The 23,576-nt window shown below is 60.0% G+C and carries 15 protein-coding genes; 6 read left to right on the top strand and 9 right to left on the bottom strand.

The genetic code is table 11. From position 1 onward, the window contains the following. Positions 1–111 precede the first annotated feature (111 nt). The 3 genes from GM668_RS25770 to GM668_RS25760 all read right to left on the bottom strand — a co-directional run bounded on the left by GM668_RS25770 (position 112) and on the right by GM668_RS25760 (position 5,409). Positions 112–1,464, bottom strand: a complete 1,353-nt coding sequence (locus GM668_RS25770; RefSeq protein ID WP_155441842.1) for a 7TMR-DISM family protein — start codon at positions 1,462–1,464, stop codon at positions 112–114. Then, positions 1,461–3,272: an adenylate/guanylate cyclase domain-containing protein gene (locus GM668_RS25765; protein WP_170305835.1), complete on the bottom strand. Its 1,812-nt coding sequence runs from the start codon at positions 3,270–3,272 to the stop codon at positions 1,461–1,463. The genes GM668_RS25770 and GM668_RS25765 overlap by 4 nt, the downstream gene beginning before the upstream one ends. A gap of 64 nt (positions 3,273–3,336) precedes the next feature. Further along, positions 3,337–5,409: a UvrD-helicase domain-containing protein gene (locus GM668_RS25760; protein ID WP_155441840.1), complete on the bottom strand. Its 2,073-nt coding sequence runs from the start codon at positions 5,407–5,409 to the stop codon at positions 3,337–3,339. A 176-nt stretch (positions 5,410–5,585) separates the two neighbouring features. Here GM668_RS25760 and GM668_RS25755 point away from each other — a divergent pair, with 176 nt between their 5' ends. Beyond that, on the top strand, positions 5,586–6,068 hold the full coding sequence (locus tag GM668_RS25755) for an SRPBCC family protein (protein WP_155441839.1): 483 nt from the start codon (positions 5,586–5,588) through the stop codon (positions 6,066–6,068). Here GM668_RS25755 and GM668_RS25750 read toward each other — a convergent pair. After that, positions 6,065–7,186, bottom strand: coding sequence for an HD-GYP domain-containing protein (locus tag GM668_RS25750; protein ID WP_371868779.1), 1,122 nt, complete (start codon positions 7,184–7,186; stop codon positions 6,065–6,067). The genes GM668_RS25755 and GM668_RS25750 overlap by 4 nt on opposite strands. A 197-nt stretch (positions 7,187–7,383) precedes the next feature. On the opposite strand from GM668_RS25750, the gene GM668_RS25745 reads away from it, so the two are divergent. Then, a complete protein-coding gene (locus tag GM668_RS25745) occupies positions 7,384–8,280 on the top strand; it encodes an ArgP/LysG family DNA-binding transcriptional regulator (protein ID WP_155441838.1) in 897 nt (298 codons plus the stop codon). Here GM668_RS25745 and GM668_RS25740 read toward each other — a convergent pair whose 3' ends face one another. Beyond that, a complete protein-coding gene (locus GM668_RS25740) occupies positions 8,281–10,302 on the bottom strand; it encodes a primosomal protein N' (RefSeq protein ID WP_155441837.1) in 2,022 nt (673 codons plus the stop codon). A 742-nt stretch (positions 10,303–11,044) separates the two neighbouring features. Continuing rightward, complete coding sequence (gene hemE / locus GM668_RS25735; RefSeq protein WP_155441836.1) at positions 11,045–12,121, bottom strand: uroporphyrinogen decarboxylase; 1,077 nt, start codon at positions 12,119–12,121, stop codon at positions 11,045–11,047. A gap of 119 nt (positions 12,122–12,240) precedes the next feature. On the opposite strand from hemE, the gene GM668_RS25730 reads away from it, so the two are divergent. Next, positions 12,241–14,181: a S9 family peptidase gene (locus GM668_RS25730; RefSeq protein ID WP_371868781.1), complete on the top strand. Its 1,941-nt coding sequence runs from the start codon at positions 12,241–12,243 to the stop codon at positions 14,179–14,181. Between the two features lie 23 nt (positions 14,182–14,204). On the opposite strand, the gene GM668_RS25725 is transcribed toward GM668_RS25730, so the two are convergent. Further along, the gene (locus GM668_RS25725) at positions 14,205–15,266 is read right to left on the bottom strand and encodes an RNA-guided endonuclease InsQ/TnpB family protein (protein WP_155441834.1); all 1,062 of its coding nucleotides are present in this window, start codon (positions 15,264–15,266) and stop codon (positions 14,205–14,207) included. A gap of 122 nt (positions 15,267–15,388) precedes the next feature. Here GM668_RS25725 and GM668_RS25720 point away from each other — a divergent pair, with 122 nt between their 5' ends. The 3 genes from GM668_RS25720 to GM668_RS25710 all read left to right on the top strand — a co-directional run bounded on the left by GM668_RS25720 (position 15,389) and on the right by GM668_RS25710 (position 22,177). Further along, entirely contained in the window at positions 15,389–19,546 is a 4,158-nt protein-coding gene (locus tag GM668_RS25720) for a DEAD/DEAH box helicase (RefSeq protein ID WP_155441833.1), read from the top strand. A 106-nt stretch (positions 19,547–19,652) separates the two neighbouring features. Then, on the top strand, positions 19,653–20,138 hold the full coding sequence (locus GM668_RS25715) for a hypothetical protein (RefSeq protein ID WP_155441832.1): 486 nt from the start codon (positions 19,653–19,655) through the stop codon (positions 20,136–20,138). Positions 20,139–20,248: 110 nt separating this feature from the next. Then, on the top strand, positions 20,249–22,177 hold the full coding sequence (locus tag GM668_RS25710) for a DUF885 domain-containing protein (RefSeq protein ID WP_155441831.1): 1,929 nt from the start codon (positions 20,249–20,251) through the stop codon (positions 22,175–22,177). 121 nt (positions 22,178–22,298) lie between these two features. Here the strand turns inward: GM668_RS25710 and tatC are convergent, their stop codons facing one another. Both tatC and tatB read right to left on the bottom strand, forming a co-directional pair. Beyond that, positions 22,299–23,054, bottom strand: coding sequence for a twin-arginine translocase subunit TatC (gene tatC, locus GM668_RS25705; protein ID WP_155441830.1), 756 nt, complete (start codon positions 23,052–23,054; stop codon positions 22,299–22,301). Then, positions 23,055–23,573 (bottom strand): Sec-independent protein translocase protein TatB, encoded by a 519-nt coding sequence (tatB, locus tag GM668_RS25700; protein WP_155441829.1) that lies wholly within the window; start codon positions 23,571–23,573, stop codon positions 23,055–23,057. Positions 23,574–23,576: the final 3 nt, after the last annotated feature.

Genomic DNA, 23,576 nt, shown 5'->3' with positions numbered 1-23,576 from the left:
GCAATGTCCGGGACAACCATGCCATTGGGTCCACCTATTTGCCGCTTGTCAGGAAATCTACATTTACACATTTCCTACCGGAAGTAAACTTTTAGCGGCCCGGTGCACGCGTCACTGTTGCATCCCTTCACCGGACAACAATTTATGTAGTTGCTCTCGGGTACGTTTACGTTCCGCATTTAACTCAAGCGTGCGCTGGAGCACTTTGCGCTCCAATTCCTGTTCCGAATCGCGGGTGCTGTTCAACAGCGCTTCCTGCGTGCTGAGTTTTTCCTTGTGTTCATGGTTCAGGTAATCGGCCAGCGCCAGCGCCGTCACCAGCAATTCAAATGCGGAAGCCCACAGCATATGCGCCAGTGCGGGCGGCATACCCCGTAACGCCTGCGTCGACACGAACGCGGCCACGATAATCGATGGCGTGTACGCGATGCAGAAGTAGCGCGCCATGCGGTCGCCGCGCCATGCCTCGCGCCCCATGACAAACCCGACCAGTGGATACACGGGCAGCCACAGGAACCAGCCCATCAAATAAATTCCCTGCAGCAATGGCGCCAATTCCGCGCGCTGTACGGCGGCCAGCAACACCATGATGGCCATGGCCACGGTGACGGATTTCATCAACCGCAGCAGCACGCGGCGGATACGGGGCGCCCGGGTCTTCAAATCCACCAGCCGGGCGGCAAACAGCACGGGCATCCACGTGACGGGAATTTGCGACAGCATCCATGCGCATTGCTCGAACCCGGGCGAATTCGGCCAGAACAGCTGGAAGGCGGACCCAAAGCCGCCGCCCGTGCAGGAAATCGACCACACGATCGATGCCAGGGTCAGCACATACACGAGGTAATTACGTTCACGCAAATACAGCCACAGCATCAAGTAAAACGCGCCCAGCGCGGCTGTCACGCCCAGGTAAGTCAGCCACGCGCGCCGGTCTTCCTGCGCCGCTTGCTGGAAGGCGGCTTTGGTCCACAGGCGCGGCAACAGTGTCACGCCCAGGTAACCGGTACTGCGCACGCGCAAATACACGTCGGTACTGGCGCCGGCAGCGACGGTCAGCGGGAAGACAAATGTATCGGTGGGCAGCGGACGCTGTGCAAAGGGGAAGCGCGATCCGGTGGACAAGTGTTGCCAGCCGCCGAAATTATCGGGCTGGTAGAAATCCACTTCCTGCAACGTGCGGTTGCCGGTATCGAACCACCACGTCATGGCTTGGCTAGCCGTATTGCGCACAGTGAAGCGCATCCAGTAGGCGGACGTGGTGCCGCCCAGGTTGGGCGACCCTGGCCGGAAGCGCGCCGCCGCGGCAATCGCGTCTTCCAGACCCATGGTCCCTTGCGGATCTTCCAGCAACAGCAAATCCACGGCGGACGGCGGCGGCTGCCGGACAGCATGGGACACGCCGGGCATGCACAGCAGCCACAGCAGCAGCAAGGTGCGAACGCAAGTGAAGAAGAACGTCATGCGCCCGCCCCTTCGCCGGAATTTTCCATGTGCGATGCAATGGTGACGGTGTCGCCCCAGATATCAAATGCATACTTGCGCTTGCCCACCATGCCGGTTGCCAGCGGGCCGGAGTGGATACCGACCACCAGCGACCATTTGAACGGGTGATGGCGGTTGCGCTGCTCGATGTAGGCAATCATTTTCATGCCGGCCCGCACGCAGCGCTGCGCATGGTCCGCGCACGGCTTGGGCAATCCGGACACCGCCAGGTACACATCGTTGATGGTTTTGACTTTCCGGATACCGCATTCATCGGCAATGGCGTCAAACGCGGCAAACATCTCCTGCAATTCCGCTGCCATGCGGTGCGCCGGCATGGTGGAAGCCAGCGCGTCGAAGCCTTCGAATTCCGTAAATAAAATCGTTGCTGAAACGTGCCGGGCCGGCTGGCCCTTGCCGCTGCTGCCCCGTTTGCCAGGCAATTCCATCGGCAAGATGCTGTACACCAGCTCCTTGGTGCGCTTGTCTTCCGCATTCAATTCCAGCGTGCGCTGCAACACCTTGCGCTCCAGCTCTTGCTCCGATACGCGCAGGCTGTGCAGCAACGACTGGCGGGCCGCATACGTATCGACGCGTTCGAAGTGGAAGCGTTCTGCCAGCGCCAGCGCCATCACCATCATTTCAAACGCCCCCGCCCACATCACCAGCGACAGCGAAGGCGGCAAGCCGCGCACGTTTTCCACGGACGTCCATACCGATGCCAGCATCGTCGGCACATAGGCCGCAAGGACAAAGCGCGCCATGCGGTCGCCGCGCCATGCGGCGTGGGCCACGCCGCCCAGCAGCAAGGGGAACAGCATTTGCCACACCGCCAGGCCAGCCATGAACAATTGCTGCTGCAGCGCAGCCGACGTCCCCGGGCGCAGCCAGAACAACAGCAGCATGGCGCTCGTGGCCAGCGTATTCAAGCCGGACAGGCACAGCACGGCCGCATGCAGCCGCGGCAAGCGCTGCCGCAGTTTGATCAAGCGCGCGACAAACAGCACAGGAAAGATGCCGGTCACCAGCAGCGAAGCCACCCACGCGCTCTGCTCAAAACGGGGCGCATCGGGCCACGCCAGCGCATAGGCGGCGCCGTAGCCGCCCACCGCGCTGCACGTGGCCCACACCAGCGACAGCAGCGACAGCACGTACAGTAAATGGTCCAGCTCCCGCAAATACAGCCACAACAGCAAGTACAGGCTGGCCAGCGCGGCCGCCATGCCCAGATACACTTGCCAGCCGGTGCGCTCCCATTCCATCTGGTCCAGGTACGCTTGCGGTTGCCACACTTTGGGCTGGATGACGATGCCCATGAATGCCGTGCTGCGTACGCGCAGGAATAGCACGGCGGTATCGGCGCCGTCCTGCAGCGCAATGGGAAAGACAAAGTGGTCGGTGGGCAGCGGACGCAGGCCAAATGGCTGGTTCGCCCCGGTGGCGGTCTGGCGCCATCCGCCTTCGCCGTCCGGCTGGTACAGCGTGACTTCCTGCAGTGTACGGTTGCCGGTGTCAAACCACAGCGACGGGTCGGATGGGTACGCGGGACCGCGTGTGGGAGCGCGCACGACGAAACGCATCCAGTAAGCGGAGGTGCTAAGCCCGATATTAGGTGATCCGGGCTTGAAGCGCCCGGCCTGCTCCGCTTGCAATACCTGGGCAAACGTCATGCTTCCCGATGGATCTTCCAGCAGCATGGCGTCCAGCAATTGCTGCGCATGGGCGTGCGGTACCGCTGCCGCACACCACAGGCACATCGCCAGCAAGACTTGGAAAAACCTTACCATCGGAAACATATAATTTTATTGGGAAACCCCTCATTGTATATTTCTTAATGGCACTTAGCATTTTTTAACCATTAATTTGCGGTTTGGGCGTAGACAGCAACGCTTTCATGCGCGCCAGCCGTTCGCGCGGCGACAGGATTTCTTCTTCCTTCGGCGCCGCATCGCCCACGTCGAGCTGCATCTCGGGAATGAAGCGCGACATATCGCAATGCACTTGTTCGCCAGCCCTTTTGCGCTTCTTGCACCACGTAATGCGCAGCGTGCGCTTGGCACGGGTAATGCCCACGTACATCAAACGGCGTTCTTCTTCGATGCGCTGCGCCAGCACTTCCACCGGCGTGTCCGGATCGCCTTTGTGCGGCAAGATGCCTTCCTCACAGCCCACCAGGAACACGTGCGGATATTCCAGTCCTTTCGACGCATGCAAGGTCGACATGCGGATGGCATCCGGTTCTTCGTCCTTGCCTTCCAGCATGGACATCAACGCCACCATTTGCGTCAATTCCAGCACATTTTTTTCTTCACCTTCGCGGTCCTTGCCGCCCCGGCCCCGGTCCTTCAGCCAGTTGATGAATTCCATCACGTTCTGGTATTTGCTTTGCGCCGCCCGTTCTTCATACGTGTCGTACAAATACGATTCGTAGTGGATGGCTTCCATCAAGTCATCGAGCACTTGCGCGGCATTGTCGCCGCTGCCGCCCGGGCCAGGACGGCTGGCGCGCGACTCCAGGTTATTGATGAAGTTGCAGAATTCACGCAACGGCAATAACTGGCGGTCGTTCAGCTTGGCTTCGATGCCGCCTTTGAACACGGCTTCAAACAGCGAGCACTGCCACTGCCCAGAGAACGAACCCAGCGCTTCCAGGGTCGACTGGCCGATGCCCCGCCGCGGCGTCGTCACGGCGCGGATAAAGGCCGGGTCGTCATCCTGGTTCGCCAGCAAACGCAGGTAGGCAATGATGTCCTTGATTTCCGCCTTGTCGAAGAAACTCTGTCCGCCGGAAATCGTGTACGGAATGCGGTGGTTGCGCAGCGCCTGTTCGATAATGCGGGCCTGGTGGTTGCCCCGGTACAGGATCGCGTAATCCGTCCACTTGTTCTTGCGTTCAAAGTGGTCGGCGGAAATCATGACCGCCACCTGGTCCGCTTCCTGTTCATCGTTTGCCATCGCATGCACGGTGATGGGTTCGCCAAGGCCGTGTTCCGACCACAGGGCTTTTTCAAACAATTTCGGATTGTTGGCAATCACGGCATTGGCCGCTTGCAAGATGCGCGTCGTGGAGCGGTAATTCTGTTCCAGCTTGATCAACTTCAGGTTGGGAAAATCCACCTGCAAATTTTTCAAATTTTCAATGGTGGCGCCGCGCCACGCGTAAATTGCCTGGTCATCATCGCCCACGGCTGTAAACATCGGGTATTTGCCGAGGCCCGTCACCATCAGCTTCACCAGTTCATACTGGCACGTGTTGGTATCCTGGTATTCATCCACCAGCAAGTAGCGCAAGCGGCGCTGCCAGCGGTCGCGCACGGAATCGTTGTCGCGGAACAATTCGACCGGCAAGCGGATCAAATCGTCAAAGTCGACTGCCTGGTACGCCTGCAACGTGGCGCGGTAGCTGGCGTAGATGCGGGCGGCCTGCGCTTCATCTTCATCTTTCGCATTGCGCAGCGCCACGTCCGGTTCCACCAGGCCGTTTTTCCATAGCGAAATGGCGTTCTGGATATTGCGGATGATTTGCTTATCCGTCGTAATGGCCAGTTCCTGCACCAGCGAGTAGCAATCGTCGCTGTCCATGATGGAAAAGCGGTCTTTCAAGCCCAGGTGATTGGCTTCCTGGCGCAAAATTTTCACGCCCAGCGAGTGGAACGTGGAAATCGTCAGCAACTTGGCCTGGCGCGGCTGTTTCAGCATCGTGCCGACCCGCTCCTGCATTTCATGCGCGGCCTTGTTGGTGAATGTCAGCGCGGCAATGGTGCGGGGGTCATAGCCCCGGTCTTCGATCAAGTGCGTAATTTTTTGCGTAATGACGCGGGTTTTGCCAGAACCGGCGCCAGCCAGCACGAGGCAAGGGCCATCCAGGTAAAGCACGGCTTCGCTTTGCGGGGCGTTCAGGCCAAACTGTGGTGCATTCGACATTATTTACGGACTGCGGAGGCAAATTAGCGGGCTAGCCCGCTAATCCGCCTCGGGCGATAATTAAAGGGCGTCACTCCGACCGGAGTGACTTGCAGCCGTAGATTGTATCAGCGCAAGCATTGAAATCCGGTATCGCGGGGGAATATAGTGTCGTTAGCCCTTTCCGGAATCACATCATGAAATTCGAACACCTCATAGAAGTCAACGACCTGCTGAACCCGCTGATGGATGAAATCAGCCACGAACAATTGTGGCGCGGCCTCGTTCTGCGCGCGGAAGCGCCAAAACTGTTCATGCCACAGCTGGACGATTGCGATATTTCCAACCGCGATGAAAACGGCTTCGACCGCCGCCTGCGCTTTGGCGAATTGTTTGTCGTAGACCGCGTCGTGCTGGAACCCATGCACCGCGTGCGCTACCTGGTCGATGCGCAAGATGAAATCGGCAATTCCAGCCTGACCATGACCATTGAGGCGCCGCAGCCAGGCCGCCTGTTCGTACGCTTCCTGTATGAAGATGACCACGACGCGGCAGCCGATGAAGCCAACAAGATGTATGACGAATTCCGCAAGTCGGCGTACCAGGAAAACGATATTGATACGATTCGCGTGTTGCGGGAGTTGGCGGAGCAGGGACGCCTGGACTCAATGATGAACTAAGGCAACGCTCCGCCCCCCCACACCTGGCTCAGCCGGAATTCCACGTCCGGCTGCGGCGCCAGCAAGACTTCGCGGATGGCATGGCTGTCGTTGCGGGTGTCACGCTGGGGGAAGGGGTCGAGCGGGGCGCCGCGCAGCCCCACCACGGACGTGACCCACGGCGCTGTCGCATTTAACCCTTTGCGCGACACGACGCCCACTTCCCCATTCTGCAATTTCACCAGCGTACCGACCGGGTAAATGCCCAGTTCGCGGATCAATACGGCTGCCGGCAAGCTGTCCAGCGTGCTTTTCCCTTCCAGCAAGATATCGCGCAAAGCCGCGTTGGGCGCCATGGGTGGGCGGTATTTGCGCAGTGAAATGCGGGCGCAATAGCGGTCCGCCAGTGCAATCAGCTTGGCGGATTCCGGCACATACGGCCCGCGCCGCGCCCCAGGATAACCAGTGCCATCTTCATTTTCATGGTGGTACAGCACGCAGGACAGCCACCCTTCATGGTTGATGCCGGCCTGGCGCAGCAGCACCATGCCCGCTTGCGGATGGTTGCGGATCAACTGGCGCTGATGCTCGCTCAGCGGCACGGCCTGCTTTTGCATGACGTCGTGTTCGCCCAGCATGCCGACGTTCATCGTCAGCGCCGCCAAGGTCATGATGCGGATATCGTCTTCCGGCTCTTTCAGCCCCAGCGCCACCAGTTGCGCCACCACGGCCGTATCCACGCTGTGCCGCACGCCATACGGCATTGCTTGCTGGTTGTGCAGGATAGCAGCGACGGCAATATCCGGGTTCAAGGCCACGGCTTGCGTGACCAGCCCGGCAATTTCTTCCAGCTTGCGCCGGGCATCGCCAGGATTGCCCGTGGCAATGCGCTGCAACACGGCTTCCAGTTGCAGTTGCGCGCCATTCAACAGCCGCAAAACGGATTGCTGCTCCCGTCCTTCCGCCAGCGCTTCCGTCAAGTCTTCATAAACGCCGCGCTCCGCCAGCATGTCCAGTTGCGTTCGATTGGCAATCAAATGGCCTTTGCGCGCCAGCAAGCCGCCGCCCGTCCCGTACACATCCCACGGCAATAGCTGACCCACGTGCAGGTCGCTCGGGCTGATCTTGCGGATTTTCACTTCCTTCTCCGGTTTTACATGGCAGCGCGCATTGTATTCAGTTTCCACAAGGAAACAATAGGTTCAGCATAGATGATTCCCTGGGGAAATCAAGTTGACTAGCAACAGACATGCTACCCGCTCGCCAAATTGTCCAGCGCAAGATTGAAAATGGTATTAGTATTGCTTATACATGAAAATAAATATAAGCGTTCCTTATGGCAAATATCGATTACAAGGCATTGGCGGTCCTGGACGCGGTCGCTACCCATGGAAGTTTTGAAAAAGCAGCCGGGGCGCTGGGTATTACACAATCAGCGGTCTCGCAGCGCATCAAGGCATTGGAGGACGCCAGCGGCCGCTTATTGATCGTGCGCGGCGTGCCGTGCGTACCGACCGGCCTCGGCCAGCGGCTGATTTCCCACCACCGCAATGTACGGCTGATGGAAGCTGCGCTGGATATCGACCTGGGCAACCGGGTCAGCATGCCGGAAATCTCCATTGCCGTGGATGCGGCCAGCCTCGCCACGTGGTTCCCGCTGGCGCTGGGCCCGCTGCTATCGCCGCCCCGCTGCCAGTTGGACGTGCGGCTGGCTGAGCGGGCACAGGCGCTGCATATGGTGCAGGAAGGCAGTGTTTCAGGCGCCGTGGCGGCGCGCAGCGAATACGACGGTCACGCACCTAGCGGCCCCGTCACGACGGCGCTGGGCGCCATGCGCTACGTGTGCGTGGCCACGCCCGTGTTTGCCGGGCACTGGTTTGGCGACGGGTTCAGCGCGGAAGCGGCACAGTTGGCGCCGGCCGTCGTGTGGGAGCGGGCAGCAATGGCGCGCTTCCTGGCTGACACGGTCAATGTGCATGGTCCGTTCCCGCATCACACCTTGCCGCTGTCACCGGCGCTGTACGAGTGCATATATGGCAGCCTCGCGTATGGCTTGCTGCCGCTAATGCACATCGCCAGCGCGCTGGACAATGGCCGCCTGGTCGACCTGGCGCCAGGCAGCTACCTGGACGTGCCGCTGGAATGGCATGCGTGGGAACTGGATACGCCGTTTACCAAGGCGTTGTCGGAGCAGGTGATTAGCAGCGCAAAGCGCTATCTGCTGCAGCCTTGATCAAATATCGAGCGGGTCGACTTCCAGCGACCATTTGACGCGCGTCTTCATGTCGCGCAGCACGTGCATCCACTCGCGCAGGAACGCCTGCAACGCGGGGCGCGATGGCGATTCCACCAGCAATTGCGCGCGGTCCACGTTGTGCACGCGGGTCATACTCATCGGGATCGGGTCATTGATGGTGACGCCAGGGTGTTCCACGCAATCACGCGCTTGCGCCAGGAAGGCCAGCGCATTGGCCAATTCCGGCGCTTCCGCCCGCAGCAGCGCCTGGAACAGATACGGCGGCAACGCCGCCTGCTGCCGCTCTTGCAGCAGCGATGACGCAAAGCGGTCATAGTCATGGCTGACCACGGCGCTGTACAAGGGGTGCTGCATATAACGGGTCTGGATCAGCACTTCCGCCGCGCTGCCGCCTTCCGCCTGCCCGGCCCGTCCGGCGCGGCCCGCCACCTGCATCAACTGCGCAAACAAGCGCTCGCTGGCGCGGTAATCCTGTGAAAACAGCGCCGTATCCGGGTTCATGATGCCGACCAGCGTCAGCTTTTTAAAATCATGTCCCTTGGCCACCATTTGCGTGCCGATGAGAATATCCACGTCTCCCCGGTGCACGGTGTCGAAGGCTTCCTGCGCACTGCCCTTGCGGCGCGTACTGTCAGCGTCAATGCGCAAGATACGCGCTTCCGGGAACATGGCTTGCAAGCCCTCTTCCACGCGCTGCGTGCCGCGCCCGACCGGCTGCAAGTCGATATTGCCGCACGTCGGGCAATGGCGGGGAATGCGCATTTCTAGGCTGCAGTGGTGGCAGCGCAGCTTGTATTCGCCCTTGTGCAGCACCATGAACGACGTGCAGCGCTTGCAATCGCTGACCCAGCCGCAGGATTCACAGCAAATCACGGGCGAGTAGCCGCGCCGGTTCAAGAACAGCAGCGACTGCTCGCCCCGCTCCATGCGCAATTTCAGCGCGGCCACCAGCGACGACGTCAGTCCGTCGCGGGGTTTATCGCGCTCCATGTCGATCAGTTTGACTTGCGGCAGCACGGCCGACTTCACAGCCCGCTCGCGCAGCGGCAGCAACGTATAGCGCCCCGCCTGCGCGTGGTGCCACGTTTCCAGCGATGGCGTGGCGGAACCCAGCACAATGGGAATTTTCAATTGCCACGCGCGCCACACGGCCAGGTCGCGCGCCGAATAGCGCAAGCCTTCCTGCTGCTTGTATGACGGATCGTGTTCTTCATCGATGACGATCAGCTTCAAATGCGGCAGCGATGCGAGGATCGCCAGCCGCGTACCCAGCACGATGCGGGCGCGGCCCGTATGCGCCGCCAGCCAGTGCAGCATGCGCTCGCCTTCGGACAGGCTGCTGTGCAAGGTCGCCAGCATGACGCCGGGGAAGCGCGCGCGGATATTGCCTTCCAGCTGGGGTGTCAGGTTAATTTCCGGCACCATGATGAGGATTTGGCCGTCAGCTTCCCGCGCCAGCACTTCCGCACACGCCTGCAAATACACTTCCGTCTTGCCGCTGCCCGTGACGCCATACAGCAAAACCGGCTGGTAGCCGTTCGCCTGGCCTATAAAATCCGCCGCGGCCTGCTGCTGCGCATTCAATACCGGCATATTATGCGGCGTCGGATCATGGCTGTCCGGCAACTTCGCCAGCTTTTTCAACGCATTGTCGAGCGGCACGGACTTCGGTACGCGCACATTCTTCGGCACGCCGGGCAGCGCCACTTCGCCGAGCGGGCGCTGGTAATAGTCGGCGGCAAAGCCGGCCAGCGCCAGCCATTGTTTGGAGACGGGGGATAACTGCGTGCGCACGGCCAGCGCATCCTTGAGCTTATCGGCAGGCACGTCGCTGTGATCGGCGATCTCCACAATCAAGCCCATCATTTCACGGCGGGCAAACGACACCAGCGCGAATTGGCCGACTTGAGGCCGATCAATGTCCTCGCACGTCCAGCGATAGTCAAATACCGCATTGAGCGGGGTATCGAGCGCGATTTTCAGGATGCAATGCGCCATCTTGTCCTTGCCTGTGCCGCTCCGGCCTTGTACCTGACGCTATCCACAGAAATTGTGGATAACTTTGTGAACAAACAGATTCTTATTCCTCAGAAAGCGTTCGTCGCCTTGGGAAATCTCTGAAAACCCCTTCGGCAAAAATCGCTTTTTCACAGCAAAATCAAGTACTTGCAAAATGACTGCCTGCAACCACGCCAGTTGAGCGAGTTATTCACGTACTGTGCATAACTGAGCCGTGCGGATCCGGTTTTCAGACAGAATGCAAGCACTTTTTAAGGCTTATCCCCTGCTTTTTTCCCCTGCTGCGGCACAACATTGGGGCCCAGCATTCTACACATTCGTCAAAGCCTATGTTTGTGCAAACGCAATGGCATTTGCTCAAGAAATGTGCAAGTAAATATCATGCACCGCAACATTACTTGATAAGTAACTTTAACAATCCGACTAAGTCGCGGTTTACCAAGCTAATTTATCCATTATCCACAGTTTTTGTGGATAACTTTGTGGAGAATGAGCCGATAAGACCACTTTAGTTGTCCACAGGGGTTTACTGCAGGCGCCCGACACTACTGGGGGAGGTGAAATAAACCTTTACAAATCAATTGGTTACAACAACGCTCGCACGGCAGAGAAATACACAGGCAAAGCACTCCACTGCTGAGAAAATTGTGTATAAGTCGGTTTCGCCTGCAATGAAAAAGGGCGCGTTTCCGTGAGAAACGCGCCCTTTTCACGGCAAAATTCAGCCTTTACGCAGCGTACGGCTATGGCTGTGCACAGCGTCCACCATGGCCGACACGGATTCCGGCGGCGTGAACTGGGAAATGCCGTGGCCCAGGTTGAAAACGTGGCCGGTATTGTGTGGACCGAATGCATCCAGCGTTTTGACGACTTCCGCGCGGATCTGTTCCGGGTTGGCAAACAGGATGGCCGGATCGAGGTTGCCTTGCAATGCGACCTTGTGGCCCACCAGTGCGCGGACCTTGCCCAGGTTGGCGGTCCAGTCCAGGCCGATGGCGTCGGAACCGATGGCGGCGATTTCTTCCGCCCAATGGCCGCCGCCCTTGGTGAATACGATGGCGGGGATTTTCACGCCATCTTTTTCACGCTTGAGCAGCGATACAACTTTTTGCATGTATTGCAGCGAGAATGCCTGGAAGGCGCCATCCGCCAGCGCGCCGCCCCACGAATCAAACACCATCACGGCCTGCGCACCGGCGTCGATTTGCGCGTTCAGGTAATCCGCCACGGATTGCGCATTGATTTCCAGGATGCGATGCATCAAGTCCGGGCGGCTGTACAGCATCTTCTTGATAGTGTGGAATTCGCGCGAACCTTCGCCTTCCACCATATAGCACGCCAGCGTCCATGGACTGCCGGAAAAACCGATCAGCGGTACGCGGCCATTCAATTCCGTGCGGATTTGCGTGACGGCCTTGAAGACATAGTCCAGCGACGCCAAATCCGGTGCGCGCAGCGCCAGCACGTCTTCTTCAGTTTTCAAAGGACGGTCGAATTTCGGGCCCTCGCCTTCCACGAAGCGCAAACCCAGGCCCATCGCATCGGGCACCGTCAAGATGTCGGAGAACAGGATGGCCGCATCCAGCGGGTAGCGGTCGATGGGCTGCAGGGTGACTTCCGTGGCCAGGTCTGGATTGGTGGCCAGGCCCATGAACGAACCTGCCTTGGCGCGCGTGGCGCGGTATTCCGGCAGGTAGCGCCCTGCCTGGCGCATCAGCCACACAGGCGTGTAATCAGTCGGCTGGCGCAGCAATGCGCGCAGGAAGGTATCGTTCTTCAGGGGGGCGAATTGTGGCATGAATGGCAAGCTCTGCGCAGATAAAGAAGCTATTATCGCATCCCCTGCCTGCTTTTTTACGCATGGCGCGGGCGTATCTGTATCATTCGCCAGATATTTTACGGAGCTTGAATATGAGTATGCCGAATATGGCGCCAGCCGTTGTCCCATCGGGCGTATGGCCCTCCCCGATCAGTGCCGCGACCGTAGCGGCCGGCGCCACGCCGCTGTCGCAACTGGCGCTGGGTCCCGGCGGCGATATCTATTGGCTGGCCGGCCGCCCCGCCGAAGGTGGCCGTTCCACCTTGCTGCGCCGCCGGGGTATGGAAACCGTTGAATTAACGCCATTGCCGCAAAATGTGCGCTCCCGCGTGCATGAATATGGCGGCGGTGCGTATGCCGTTTGCGGGGACACGCTCGTGTTTTGCCAGGATGGCGACAAGCGCCTGTACCGCAAGGTGGGCGACGCGCCGGCCGAACCGTTCACCCACGTGAACCGCCAGCGCTTCGCGGATTTCGCCATCGATACGGCCCGCAACCGCGTAGTGTGCGTGCGCGAACAGCATCCACAAGACCCGGCCTCCCATGCGCATCCGGACAATACGCTGTGCGCCGTGGGCTTTGATGGCTCGGAAACCGTGCTGGTACTGGGTAATGACTTTTATTCATCGCCCCGCTTATCGCCCGATGGCCGCCAGCTGGCGTGGCTGTCGTGGGACCATCCGCGCATGCCATGGCAGGGCACGGAACTGTGGCTGGCGTCGATCCGCGATGACGGCGCACTGGATATGCCGGTCAAAGTCGCGGGCGGCGAGGACGAAGCCATTTGCCAGCCAGAATGGGCGCCCGATGGCTCGCTGTACTTTGTATCGGACCGCAGCGGCTGGTGGAACCTGTACCGGCATACGAAGAACGGCCCGCACGCCGTCTGCCCGATGGCGGCTGAATTCGGTGCGCCGCACTGGGTGTTCGGCAATGCCATGTATGGCTTCACGTCCGCCTCGGAAATCACCGCCACCTATATCGAGCAAGGCGTCAGCAAACTGGCGCGCATTGACGTGCTGACCGGCCAGTTGACCGCGATGGATACACCGTATGGCGAAATCCGCGAATTGAAGGCAGGTCCCGGCTTTGTTGCCGTGCTGGCAGGCAGTCCCGTACTGCCGCTCGAACTGGCGCGCATCGACGTGGCCACGGGGGCACGCGACGTGCTGGTGAAATCCATCGACACGGCGCCGGATGCGGGCTACCTGTCGGTCCCGCAAAGCATCAGCTACCCCAGCGCCAACGGCCGCACGGCGCACGCGTTTTATTACCCGCCCGCTAACAAGGATGTGCAAGCGCCGCCCGGTACAAAACCGCCCGCCATCGTGATCGGCCACGGCGGCCCGACCGGCATGACCGTCAATACATTGAAACTCGCCACGCAATACTGGACCAGCCGCGGTTTCGGCGTGCTGGACGTGAACTATGGCGGCAGTACGGGCTTTGGCCGCGCTTACCGCGACTTATTGCAAGGCCAGTGGGGCATCGTTGACGTGGAAGATTGCGTGGCCGGCGCCCGTTACCTGGCGCAGCAAGGCATGGCAGACCCGGACCGGCTGATTATCCGCGGCAGCAGCGCGGGCGGCCTCACGACACTAAGCGCACTGACGTTCCACGATGTCTTCAAGCTGGGCGCCAGTTATTACGGCGTGTCCGACCTGAAAGGGCTGGACCAGGATTCGCACAAGTTCGAATCGCACTACAACGAATACCTGATTGCCCCCGCTGCCGAGGCGGACGCCGTGTATAGTCAGCGCTCCCCGATTCACCACACGGATAAACTGGCTTGTCCGATGATTTTCTTCCAGGGCCTCGATGACATGGTCGTGCCACCGTCGCAATCGGTGGCCATGGTGCAGGCGCTCAAGCAGCGCGGCATTCCGGTCGCCTATGTGGAACTGGAGGGCGAAGGCCATGGTTTCCGCAAGGCGGACACGATTATCCGGACCCTGGAAGCGGAACTGTATTTCTACCAGCGCATGTTCGGCCTGCACGATGCGGACTTGCCTGCGCCGGTCGAGATCCACAACCTGTAAGAGCTTTTGACGTCCTCTCCGCCCTAAAGGACGGAGATTCCTGCAACCAGCGTCGCACGTCCGCGACGGAGAATGTTTATCGCAGCATTGAGATCACGATCATGTATGGCACCGCAATCACTACACTGCCATTCCCTTATTCCAAGGTCTGCGATACCTCTCGGTTCCCCCCTTGGGGATCGGATCTGGATTGGGTTTTCACAGTTCGAGCAGATCTGGGTGGTGAATCGTTCGTCCACTTCTTCAAAGATGGCGCCATGCTTAACAGCCTTGTACGCCAGTTGAGTACGAAGTGTCGACCAGCCCGCGTCCAGTACCGATTTCGCCATGCTGGTTTTGGCGAGTCCCGCCGCGTTGACGTTGCCGACCACGATGTGGTCGAACTCGCGGACCAGGCGGGTGGACAATTTGTGCAAAAAATCATGCCGGCGGTTGGCCGTCCTGGCATGGATAGCTTGAACGCGCCGTTTCTTATTCGCCCGCTGGGCAATGGCCAGCGCCGGTTCGGCTTCGCGGTAAAAGTTGGGGGCAGCTATCGGCTTCCCGGTGGTCAGTTTGGCCAGGTCATGCAACCCCAGGTCAATGCCAACCTGCCTGACGAGCAATCTGGTCGGAGGCGCCGCCAACTCAAGCACAATGTTCAGGAACCAATTGCCTCGACGGTCGCGGGAAAAGTTGGTGCCGTCGACAATTTTTCCTTCCGGCAGAGGGCGCGAGTAAAACACGCGGAACGTATTGCCGGCGAAGCGAAACGCATTCCCTTCGCGCTTCAGTTCACGCCCTTTCAAGGGCACCCAGCCCAGCGATTTGCGGCCACGGTAACGCAGGTAGGGCTTGTTGGATTGCTTACGCGACTTGGCGTATTGCTGGCAGACGTCGTTAATCGTGCCGGAGTGCAGTCCAAGTTCCTTGCTGCATCCGGTAGTCAGGTTGATCAAGTCAAATCCAGTGTGCCAGCGGCGATTGAAGCGCAACGCATCCTTCTGCCTGTCATTGCAGAAATTCCAGACGAGATTCACCTTCCGTGCCTGCTGATTCAGCAGGCCGGTCAGGGATTTCACGCGGTATCGAAAGACCAGGTTCATCCCCCTTTGACAAAGCGGGGTGGAATTTGTTCCCTATTTAACCGAAAGAATATTCGGCGGCTGCGCCGCCGGCTCCTTTCACTCCCCGCCCTGAAGGACGGGGTTTCTCGGAGCAAGACCTAATGAGCAGTGAACAACATTTGCTGGCTGAATTTGATGCACTGGGTGCGGAAGACAAAGCCATCCTCGCGCTGCTGGCGCTGATTGGCGAAGCGACGGGCCGCCAGGCCGTGCTGGATTTGCTGAACAAAGCCGGTGTGCGCGATGGCAAGGGCTTCATGTTCAATGCCGCTTCGCTGGACGAAGTGCTGCAGCGGCTGGAGCGGCTGGCCTTTATCAGCGTGATGGCCACGCGCGGCTATATGTGCAACACCAAGCTGCGTTGGCCCGCGATCCGCGCCGCCATTGGTGCGCACATCTTGCCGGACTTGTGCGCCGCGTATGAAGCGCTGAACCCCATGCGCCAGGGCTGGAATGGCGCGCTGGAACCGCGCAGCTACCGCCAGGGCGTGGCGCGCTTGCGCATGGCGCTGTTGCGGGGACAAACACCGCAGCAAGTGATGCCGCTGCTGCAAGCGTGCATGGTGTGCTATGAAGCGGCGCAATTGCATCCGGTGGTCGATATCTTTACGCGCCCGTTCGAGACGGGCATGCTGGTGCTCGTGCATCCGCTGCTGATGGACGACGTGCTGATGCTGCTGATCCAGCACTGCCAGCGCGAACCGGCGCTGGCGCCCACCATCCGCGGCTTTGCCGAGCGCCACATCCAGCGCAAGATCGCTAAAAATGAATATATCAGCGATGCGCTGCGCTTGGCCATGGCGGAACAAGCCATCCTGTGCGGCGAATTGAAGCAGGCATTGACGTACCTGGAAGGGCTCGATAACCCGCTGGCGCAACTGTTTACGGCCACCGTGATTTTCCTGAAGGGTGATACGGATAAGGCACTGGCCGGCTACGACAATGCGTTGAAACTGTTGCGCCGCGATTCCGGCAAGCGCAAGCAACTGTTCCAGGGCATGGCGGGCCACCTGTACGTGCTGGCCATGCTGCGCAGCCTCGATTCGCGCATGGCAAAGGCAGCGGAAAGCTACCTGGAACTGGCGGTGCACGCGCAGCCGAACCCGGACAGCGCCGTCTACAACCAATTGAGCATGCTGCGCCAGATCCGCGCCGGTACCATGCAAGCCGATATCGTGCTGACGCGGGCGTGGGAATCCGCCATGCAGCCGCAAATGTTCCAAGCCTTGCTGTATTACTGGCTGTCGCTGCCATTGGAAGGCAAGCGCGAACAATTGCACACCTTGGCGCACCAGGCGGAGGCCGCAGGTTATAAATTCATTGCCGCGCAAGTGGCGTCCGTGCTGGGCCACCTGGGCGACCACGACATGATGACGCATGCGGCCGCATTGCGTGAAAAAGGCGGCTTTACCGACATGGCGTCGTGGTTCGAGCGGCAGGAAGCATGGCAGCGCCAGCTGTCCGCGCTGATCAACTTGCAGCAGGCGGCGCCTGCCGCTGCCGCCAATGAAACACGGCTGGTGTGGATGCTGGCTTTCGATCCGGCCATCGGCATCACGGAAATCGAACCGCGCGAACAAAAGCGCGACGCGAAAGGCAGCTGGGGCAAGGGACGCCCGCTGGCGTTGAAGCGCTTGCGAGAAGACGCCGCCACGATGGAATACCTGACGGCGCAAGACATCCGCATCAGCAGCACCATTGCCCCATCGCGCCAGGCATATTCGTCGGGGCTGCGCTATGACATCGACCATGAACAGGCCGCGCTGGCGCTGGTAAGCCACCCCCACGTCTATTGGCTCGATGCGCCGGATACGCGGGTGGAATTGCTGGCCGGTGCGCCGGAATTGCTGATCCGTTCCAGCGGCGGCCAGTTGCAATTGACGTTGCAGCCGCCCGTCAACGACGTGAATGCCAGTGTCGTGGTGGTGAAGGAAACGCCGACGCGCTTGCGCGTCGTGTCGATCGGCGATGAACACCGCCGCATTGCGTCCATTGTCGGCGATGGCTTGACGGTGCCGCAGCATGCGCAGGAACAGGTGCTATCCGCCATTAGCGCTGTCTCGTCGCTGGTGACGGTGCAGTCGGATATTGGCGGCGGCGATGGCAATGCCGAGCAAATTGAAGCGGATGCGCGCCTGCACGTGTTGCTGCTGCCATACCAGCAGGGCCTCAAAATGCAAATCCAGGTGCGGCCGCTTGCCAATGGCGCGTATTACGCACCAGGCAGCGGTGCGGAAAGCCTGATTGCGGAACACGAGGGGCGGCAGGTGCAAGCCCGGCGCCGCCTGGCCGATGAACGCGATGCGGAACGCATGCTGGTGGCGCAATGTCCCGTTTTGGCCCAGGCGGAACAGGACCATGGCGAATGGCTGCTGGGCCAGCCCGCACTGTGCCTGCAATTGCTGGCGGAATTGCAGCAGCAGGAAAACATCGTGGTGGCATGGCCGGAAGGCGAAAAATTCCGCGTCACCCAGCGCATCAGCGGCAAGCAATTCCGTTTGCAAATCCGCCGTGAAAAAGACTGGTTTGCCGCCAGCGGCCAGCTGCAAGTGGATGAAAACACGGTGCTGGATTTGCGCTCCGTGCTGGAAATGATGGCGGCCGGCGAAGACCGTTTTATTGCGCTGGGCGATAACCAGTTCCTCGCGCTGACGGAAGAATTGCACCGCCGCCTGCGTGAAGTGCAGCTCATCGGTTCCATCAGCGGAGACGGCGTGCGCATTCACCCGCTGGCGTCTTTTGCGCTGGAAGAATTGGCGCATGAAGCGGGCGCCGTGGAAGCCGATCCCGCATGGCGCGAACATTTGCTGCGCATGCAGGCCAGCATGGAATTCGTGCCGCAAGTGCCGAGCACCTTGCAGGCGGAATTGCGCGATTACCAGCGTGAAGGCTATGACTGGCTGGCGCGTCTGGCCCACTGGGGCGTTGGCGCGTGCCTAGCCGATGACATGGGCTTAGGTAAGACCTTGCAGGCGCTGGCTTTGATCTTGTCGCGCGCACCGAAAGGGCCGACCCTGGTGATCGCGCCGACTTCCGTGTGCCTGAACTGGGTGTCGGAAGCGGCGCGGTTTGCACCAACACTCAATGTCAAACTGTTTGGCGCCGGGGACCGCGCGGAAACGCTGGCCAGCGCCGGCGCGTTTGACCTGGTCGTGGCCAGCTATGGCTTGCTGCAGCTGGAAGCGGAGCGTTTCGCCAATGTGCACTGGCACACGATCGTGCTCGATGAAGCGCAAGCCATCAAGAATGGCGCCACGAAACGTTCGCAAGCCGTGATGGCGCTGCGGGGCGACTTCCGCATGGTGGCGACCGGTACGCCGCTGGAAAACCATTTGGGCGAATTGTGGAATCTGTTCCGCTTTATCAATCCGGGCCTGCTGGGCAGCATTGAGCAATTCAATTTGCGCTTTGCCGGGCCAATAGAAAAGCAGCAAGACCACCGCGCGGAAGTGGGTGCGCGCAACCGCTTGCGCCGCCTGATCGGGCCCTTCATCCTGCGCCGCACCAAGACCCAGGTACTGACGGAACTGCCGTCGCGTACGGAAATTACGCTGGAAGTGGATTTGTCGAAGGAAGAAGCAGCGCTGTACGAATCGTTGCGGCGCGAAGCCCTGGACAACCTGGCGCAAGTGGAAGGACCGGCCGAGAAGAAATCCATCCAGATCCTGGCGGAGATCATGAAGCTGCGCCGCGCGTGCTGCAACCCGAATCTGGTGGCGCCGGGCCTGAAGCTGGCCAGCAGCAAACTGGCCGCGTTTGCGCGCCTGTTATCGGGCTTGCTGGAAAACCGCCACAAGGTGCTGGTGTTCAGCCAGTTCGTCGACCATCTGGGCCTGATCCGCGACCATCTGGAAGCGCAGGGCGTGTCGTACCAGTACCTCGATGGTTCCACACCGATGGCGGTGCGCAAGCAGCGCGTCGATGCGTTCCAGGCCGGTGAAGGCGACGTATTCCTGATTTCGCTGAAGGCCGGCGGCGTCGGCATCAACCTGACGGCGGCGGACTATGTGATCCACATGGATCCGTGGTGGAACCCTGCCGTCGAAGACCAGGCTTCCGACCGCGCGCACCGCATGGGACAATTGCGCCCCGTGACGATCTACCGCCTAGTGGCGCGCCATACGATAGAAGAAGGCATCGTCGATCTGCACCAGCACAAGCGCGACCTGGCCGACAGCTTGCTCGATGGCAGCGACACGTCGGCGCGCATGTCGGCGGCCGATATGCTGGCGATGCTGCAGGAAGGAATGAGTTACTGATCGTACGCGTACCGGCAATCTGCGCCGGTGCCAGGTTTGCGCAGCAAGCCTGGCACCACACCAGCAACGCCAACTCACCAGTACAGCCAACAAACCGAGAACAACTATGGAACAAGACAACGCATCCCGCCCGGCCGGCCACGGCACCCTGCTCGCCGTGAAATCCTGGACCGCCTACATCAACACGCTGCTGCTGGCCATACTGCTGTTCGGCGTTGCGTTGCCGCTCGCCTTCCGCTATTCCGAACTGGCGGCCGGCATCGTCATGCTGGTATCCGTACTGCTGGTCGGTTACCGCATCCTACTGATCCGCAGTGTGCAGCTGTACTACGACGACGTCGGCGTGTGGCTGTCTTCCGGCATCCTGCCATGGGCCAAAGGCGTGCAAGGCGTCAAATGGCGCGACATGGATGAAGCGACCTTCGTGCAATCGTTCTGGAGCTGGCTGTTCCGCTCCTATTCGATCCGCATCGGCCACCGCTTCACGAAATCCAGTGAAATCCTGCTGACCCGCATGGGCAACGGCAAAGCGGCCGTGGAAAAACTCAACGCGCACCACCAGGAACTGATTCGTAACAACGTGATTTCGTAATGTAACGGACGTCCGCAGCGGCGTGGAATAGTGATACTCTCGCACGCTGCAACCTGTGGCGCCGCTACCCACGAGGCAAGCGGCGCCTTCCTGATGAAGGTATACATCCAATGATCAAAACTAAAATCGCGCTGGCTGCAATGATGGCCGGCCTGGCGCTGTCCCCGGTGCACGCGAAGGAACCAGCCAAATCCGGCAAAGCCAAGACCAGCAAATCCGCCAGCGGCGGCAAATCTTCCGGCGGCAAGGCTGGCGCTAAATCCAGCAGCAAATCGGGCGGCAAATCCACCGCCAAGGGTAAGGCTGCCAAAGGCGCTGCCGTTGCAGCAGCTGCCGCCACGCCAATGATCAAGCAAGTCCCGTCAGAACGCCGCCAGGACCGCAACATGGATGCGCAATCCACGCAATTCCTCGGCGCGCTGTGGAAAGTTGACCCGGAAACCGCAATCTCGGTCGGTAAATACGAAACGGCCGCCAACCTGACCATTCCCGATGCGGCGTCGCGCACCGCGCAACTGGCCTTCATCGATGACTGGCTGGGCCGCTTTGAAAAAATCGACGCCAAGCAGCTGTCGCCGAAACAGCGCACCGACCTGGCGCTGCTGATCAACAAGCTGAAGTCGGACCGCTGGTACATCACCACGTTCAAGGAATATGAATGGAACCCGGCGCTGTACAACATCGCCAGTCCGATCGACTTCATCCTGAACACGGAATATGCGGCCAAGCCGCAGCGCCTGCGCACGCTGCTGAAGCGCATTGCCGCTGTCCCAGCGTATTACGACGCAGCGCGCGCCACCATCAATAACCCGACGCGCGAACACACGCAACTGGCCATCGCCCAGGCGCCGGGCGTGCTGCAGGTACTGGCATCGCTGGACAAGGAAGCGCAGGCATCGATCCTGACGCCGATGGAAAAGGAATTGTTCAAGCAGCGCATTGCGCAAGCCAAGACTGCCGTGGAAGGCTATGCGTCGTGGCTGGGCGAACTGGATAAAGGCATGGCCGCCAGCGGCGGGCGCTCGTTCCGCATCGGCAAAGAACTGTATGAAGCGAAGTTCGGCTTCGATATCCAGGCCGGCAGCACGGGCGAACAGACGTATCAAAAGGCGCTGGCCGCGCGTGAGCAACTGCTTGCCAACATGGACCGCATCAGCGACGACCTGTGGCCGAAATACCTGGCCGGTGTCGACAAGCCATCCGACCGCTTTGCCAAGATCGGCATGATGATCAACAAGCTGTCCGACAACCACGTGGCGCGCGCCGACTTCTTCCCGGAGATCCGCCGCCAGATTCCCGTGCTGCAGGACTGGGTCATCAAGAACAACTTGCTGACGCTGGACCCGAACAAGCCGCTGGAAGTGCGTGAGACGCCTGAATACCAGCGCGGCGTGGCTGGCGCCAGCATTGAAGCGCCGGGCCCCTACCGTCCGCAGGACCGCACGTATTACAACGTGACGCCGCTGGACGATGCGACGCCGGAACAGGCGGAAAGCACGCTGCGTGAATACAACCACTGGATCCTGCAAATCCTGAACATCCACGAAGCGATTCCCGGCCATTATGCGCAGCTGGTGTACGCCAACAAATCGCCGTCGATCGTGAAATCCATCTTTGGCAATGGCGCGATGATCGAAGGCTGGGCCGTGTATGGCGAGCGGATGATGCTGGAATCCGGCTATGGCGACAATGCGCCGGAAATGTGGCTGATGTATTCGAAGTGGAATTTGCGCAGCGTGACGAACACCATCCTGGATTACAGCGTACACGTGCTGGGCATGACGCAGGAACAGGCCATGGATTTGCTGACGCGCCAGGCGTTCCAGACGCAGCGCGAAGCCGCGGAAAAATGGCGCCGCGCCACGTTGACGTCCGTGCAGCTGGCCAGCTACTTCAGCGGCTATAGCGAAATCATGGAATTACGTGAAGAGCGCAAGCAGGCGCTGGGCAACAAGTTCTCGCTGAAAGAGTTCAACGAGCAGTTCTTGAGCTATGGCAGTGCGCCGGTGAAGGTGGTGCGCGAACTCATGACGCAATAACTTGCCTCACGCAAAAAGGTGCCAGGGACTTTTCAATTGGGGCCTGGCCCCTTTTGTACTAAATTGGGGCCTGGCCCCTTTTGTACTATCGTTCGGTGAGGGGGCGATAGCTAATTGCCTTTCAGGTGGTTTCTTCCGGCGCCTGCGTCAGCCGCACAAAGGCTGGCGACACCAGCAAGCCGATTTCAAACAAAATCCACATGGGAATCGCCAGCGAGAACATGCTGACCGCATCCGGTGGCGTCACGACGGCGGAAATCACGAAGATGCCGGTCACGACATACGGACGGATTTCACGCAGCTTGGCAACGGATACGATGCCCATCCTTACCAGCACTACGACAACGATCGGCACTTCAAACGTGGCGCCAAAGGCCAGGCACATGGACATCACGAAGTCGAGGTAATTCTCGATATCCGGCGTGACGGCAATCGACGTGGGCGAAAATTCCGCGATGAATTTGAACACGCGGCCAAACACAAAGAAGTAGCAAAACGCCACGCCCGCCGCAAACAAACCGGACGACGAAATCACCAGCGGTGCAATCAGGCGTTTTTCATGCGCATACAAGCCGGGGGCAATGAAGGCCCACGCCTGGTACAGCACCCATGGCAGCGCCACGATCAGCGCCACCATCAACGTGACTTTCATCGGCACCAGGAACGGCGCCGTGACGCCGGTCGCGATCATTTTCGAGCCCTTGGGCAGCGCATTGAGCATCGGCTGCGCGAGGAAATCATAGATGGCGGCAGGTCCCGGCCAGATCAGCAGCAAGATGCCGACCACCACCAGACCCAGCGCCGCCTTGACCAGGCGTTCGCGCAGCTCGATCAAATGGGAAATGAAGGTTTCTTCAACCTGTGGTTGTTCACTCATTTAGAAAAACGATGCGGGAGGTTTGCTGCGGGGACGGTGGCGGGCTACCCGCGCGGCGCCGGAAGTGACGTGGGATTTGATGCCGTTATGCTGCTTGTACCAGGCCGGCATGTTGGACGTGCGCACCAGGCGCTTGCGGCGGAATTCCTTGGCCTTGCGCGCATGCTGTTCCGCACTGGCTTGCGCCCGGTCATACGTGCTGTAACTGTCGTGCGGCGCGCCATCGTCGGCATGCCAGGCGCTTTCCGCTTCCCGCAAGTTTTGTGCAATCGAGTTTTCCACTTCTTGCACATCCTGTTTCACGGAATCAGCCGCCTCTTGCATGTCCTTGCGCAAATTGCGCAATTCTTCCATCTCGATTTCGCGGCTGACTTCGGACTTCACCTCGGACAGGTAGCGCTGCGCGCGGCCGTACAAAGTCCCGGCCATGCGCGCCACTTTGGGCAGCTTTTCAGGACCAATGACTACCAGCGCAACCGCGCCAATAATGGCTAATTTGGTAAGACCGAGATCGATCATAGG

The sequence above is a fragment of the Pseudoduganella ginsengisoli genome (assembly GCF_009720865.1).
In the GTDB taxonomy this organism is placed as follows: domain Bacteria; phylum Pseudomonadota; class Gammaproteobacteria; order Burkholderiales; family Burkholderiaceae_D; genus Rugamonas; species Rugamonas ginsengisoli.
This window is presented reverse-complemented; position numbering and strand designations above follow the sequence as displayed.

Coding starts and splice junctions, on each gene's coding strand:
- GM668_RS25745 (WP_155441838.1), top strand. CDS start 7,384: ATGGCAAATATCGATTACAAGGCATTGGCGGTCCTGGACGCGGTCGCT.
- GM668_RS25725 (WP_155441834.1), bottom strand. CDS start 15,266: ATGAACCTGGTCTTTCGATACCGCGTGAAATCCCTGACCGGCCTGCTG.
- GM668_RS25765 (WP_170305835.1), bottom strand. CDS start 3,272: ATGGTAAGGTTTTTCCAAGTCTTGCTGGCGATGTGCCTGTGGTGTGCG.
- tatC (WP_155441830.1), bottom strand. CDS start 23,054: ATGAGTGAACAACCACAGGTTGAAGAAACCTTCATTTCCCATTTGATC.
- GM668_RS25730 (WP_371868781.1), top strand. CDS start 12,241: ATGCCGAATATGGCGCCAGCCGTTGTCCCATCGGGCGTATGGCCCTCC.
- GM668_RS25710 (WP_155441831.1), top strand. CDS start 20,249: ATGATCAAAACTAAAATCGCGCTGGCTGCAATGATGGCCGGCCTGGCG.
- GM668_RS25770 (WP_155441842.1), bottom strand. CDS start 1,464: ATGACGTTCTTCTTCACTTGCGTTCGCACCTTGCTGCTGCTGTGGCTG.
- GM668_RS25715 (WP_155441832.1), top strand. CDS start 19,653: ATGGAACAAGACAACGCATCCCGCCCGGCCGGCCACGGCACCCTGCTC.
- tatB (WP_155441829.1), bottom strand. CDS start 23,573: ATGATCGATCTCGGTCTTACCAAATTAGCCATTATTGGCGCGGTTGCG.
- GM668_RS25720 (WP_155441833.1), top strand. CDS start 15,389: ATGAGCAGTGAACAACATTTGCTGGCTGAATTTGATGCACTGGGTGCG.
- hemE (WP_155441836.1), bottom strand. CDS start 12,121: ATGCCACAATTCGCCCCCCTGAAGAACGATACCTTCCTGCGCGCATTG.
- GM668_RS25755 (WP_155441839.1), top strand. CDS start 5,586: ATGAAATTCGAACACCTCATAGAAGTCAACGACCTGCTGAACCCGCTG.
- GM668_RS25740 (WP_155441837.1), bottom strand. CDS start 10,302: ATGGCGCATTGCATCCTGAAAATCGCGCTCGATACCCCGCTCAATGCG.
- GM668_RS25760 (WP_155441840.1), bottom strand. CDS start 5,409: ATGTCGAATGCACCACAGTTTGGCCTGAACGCCCCGCAAAGCGAAGCC.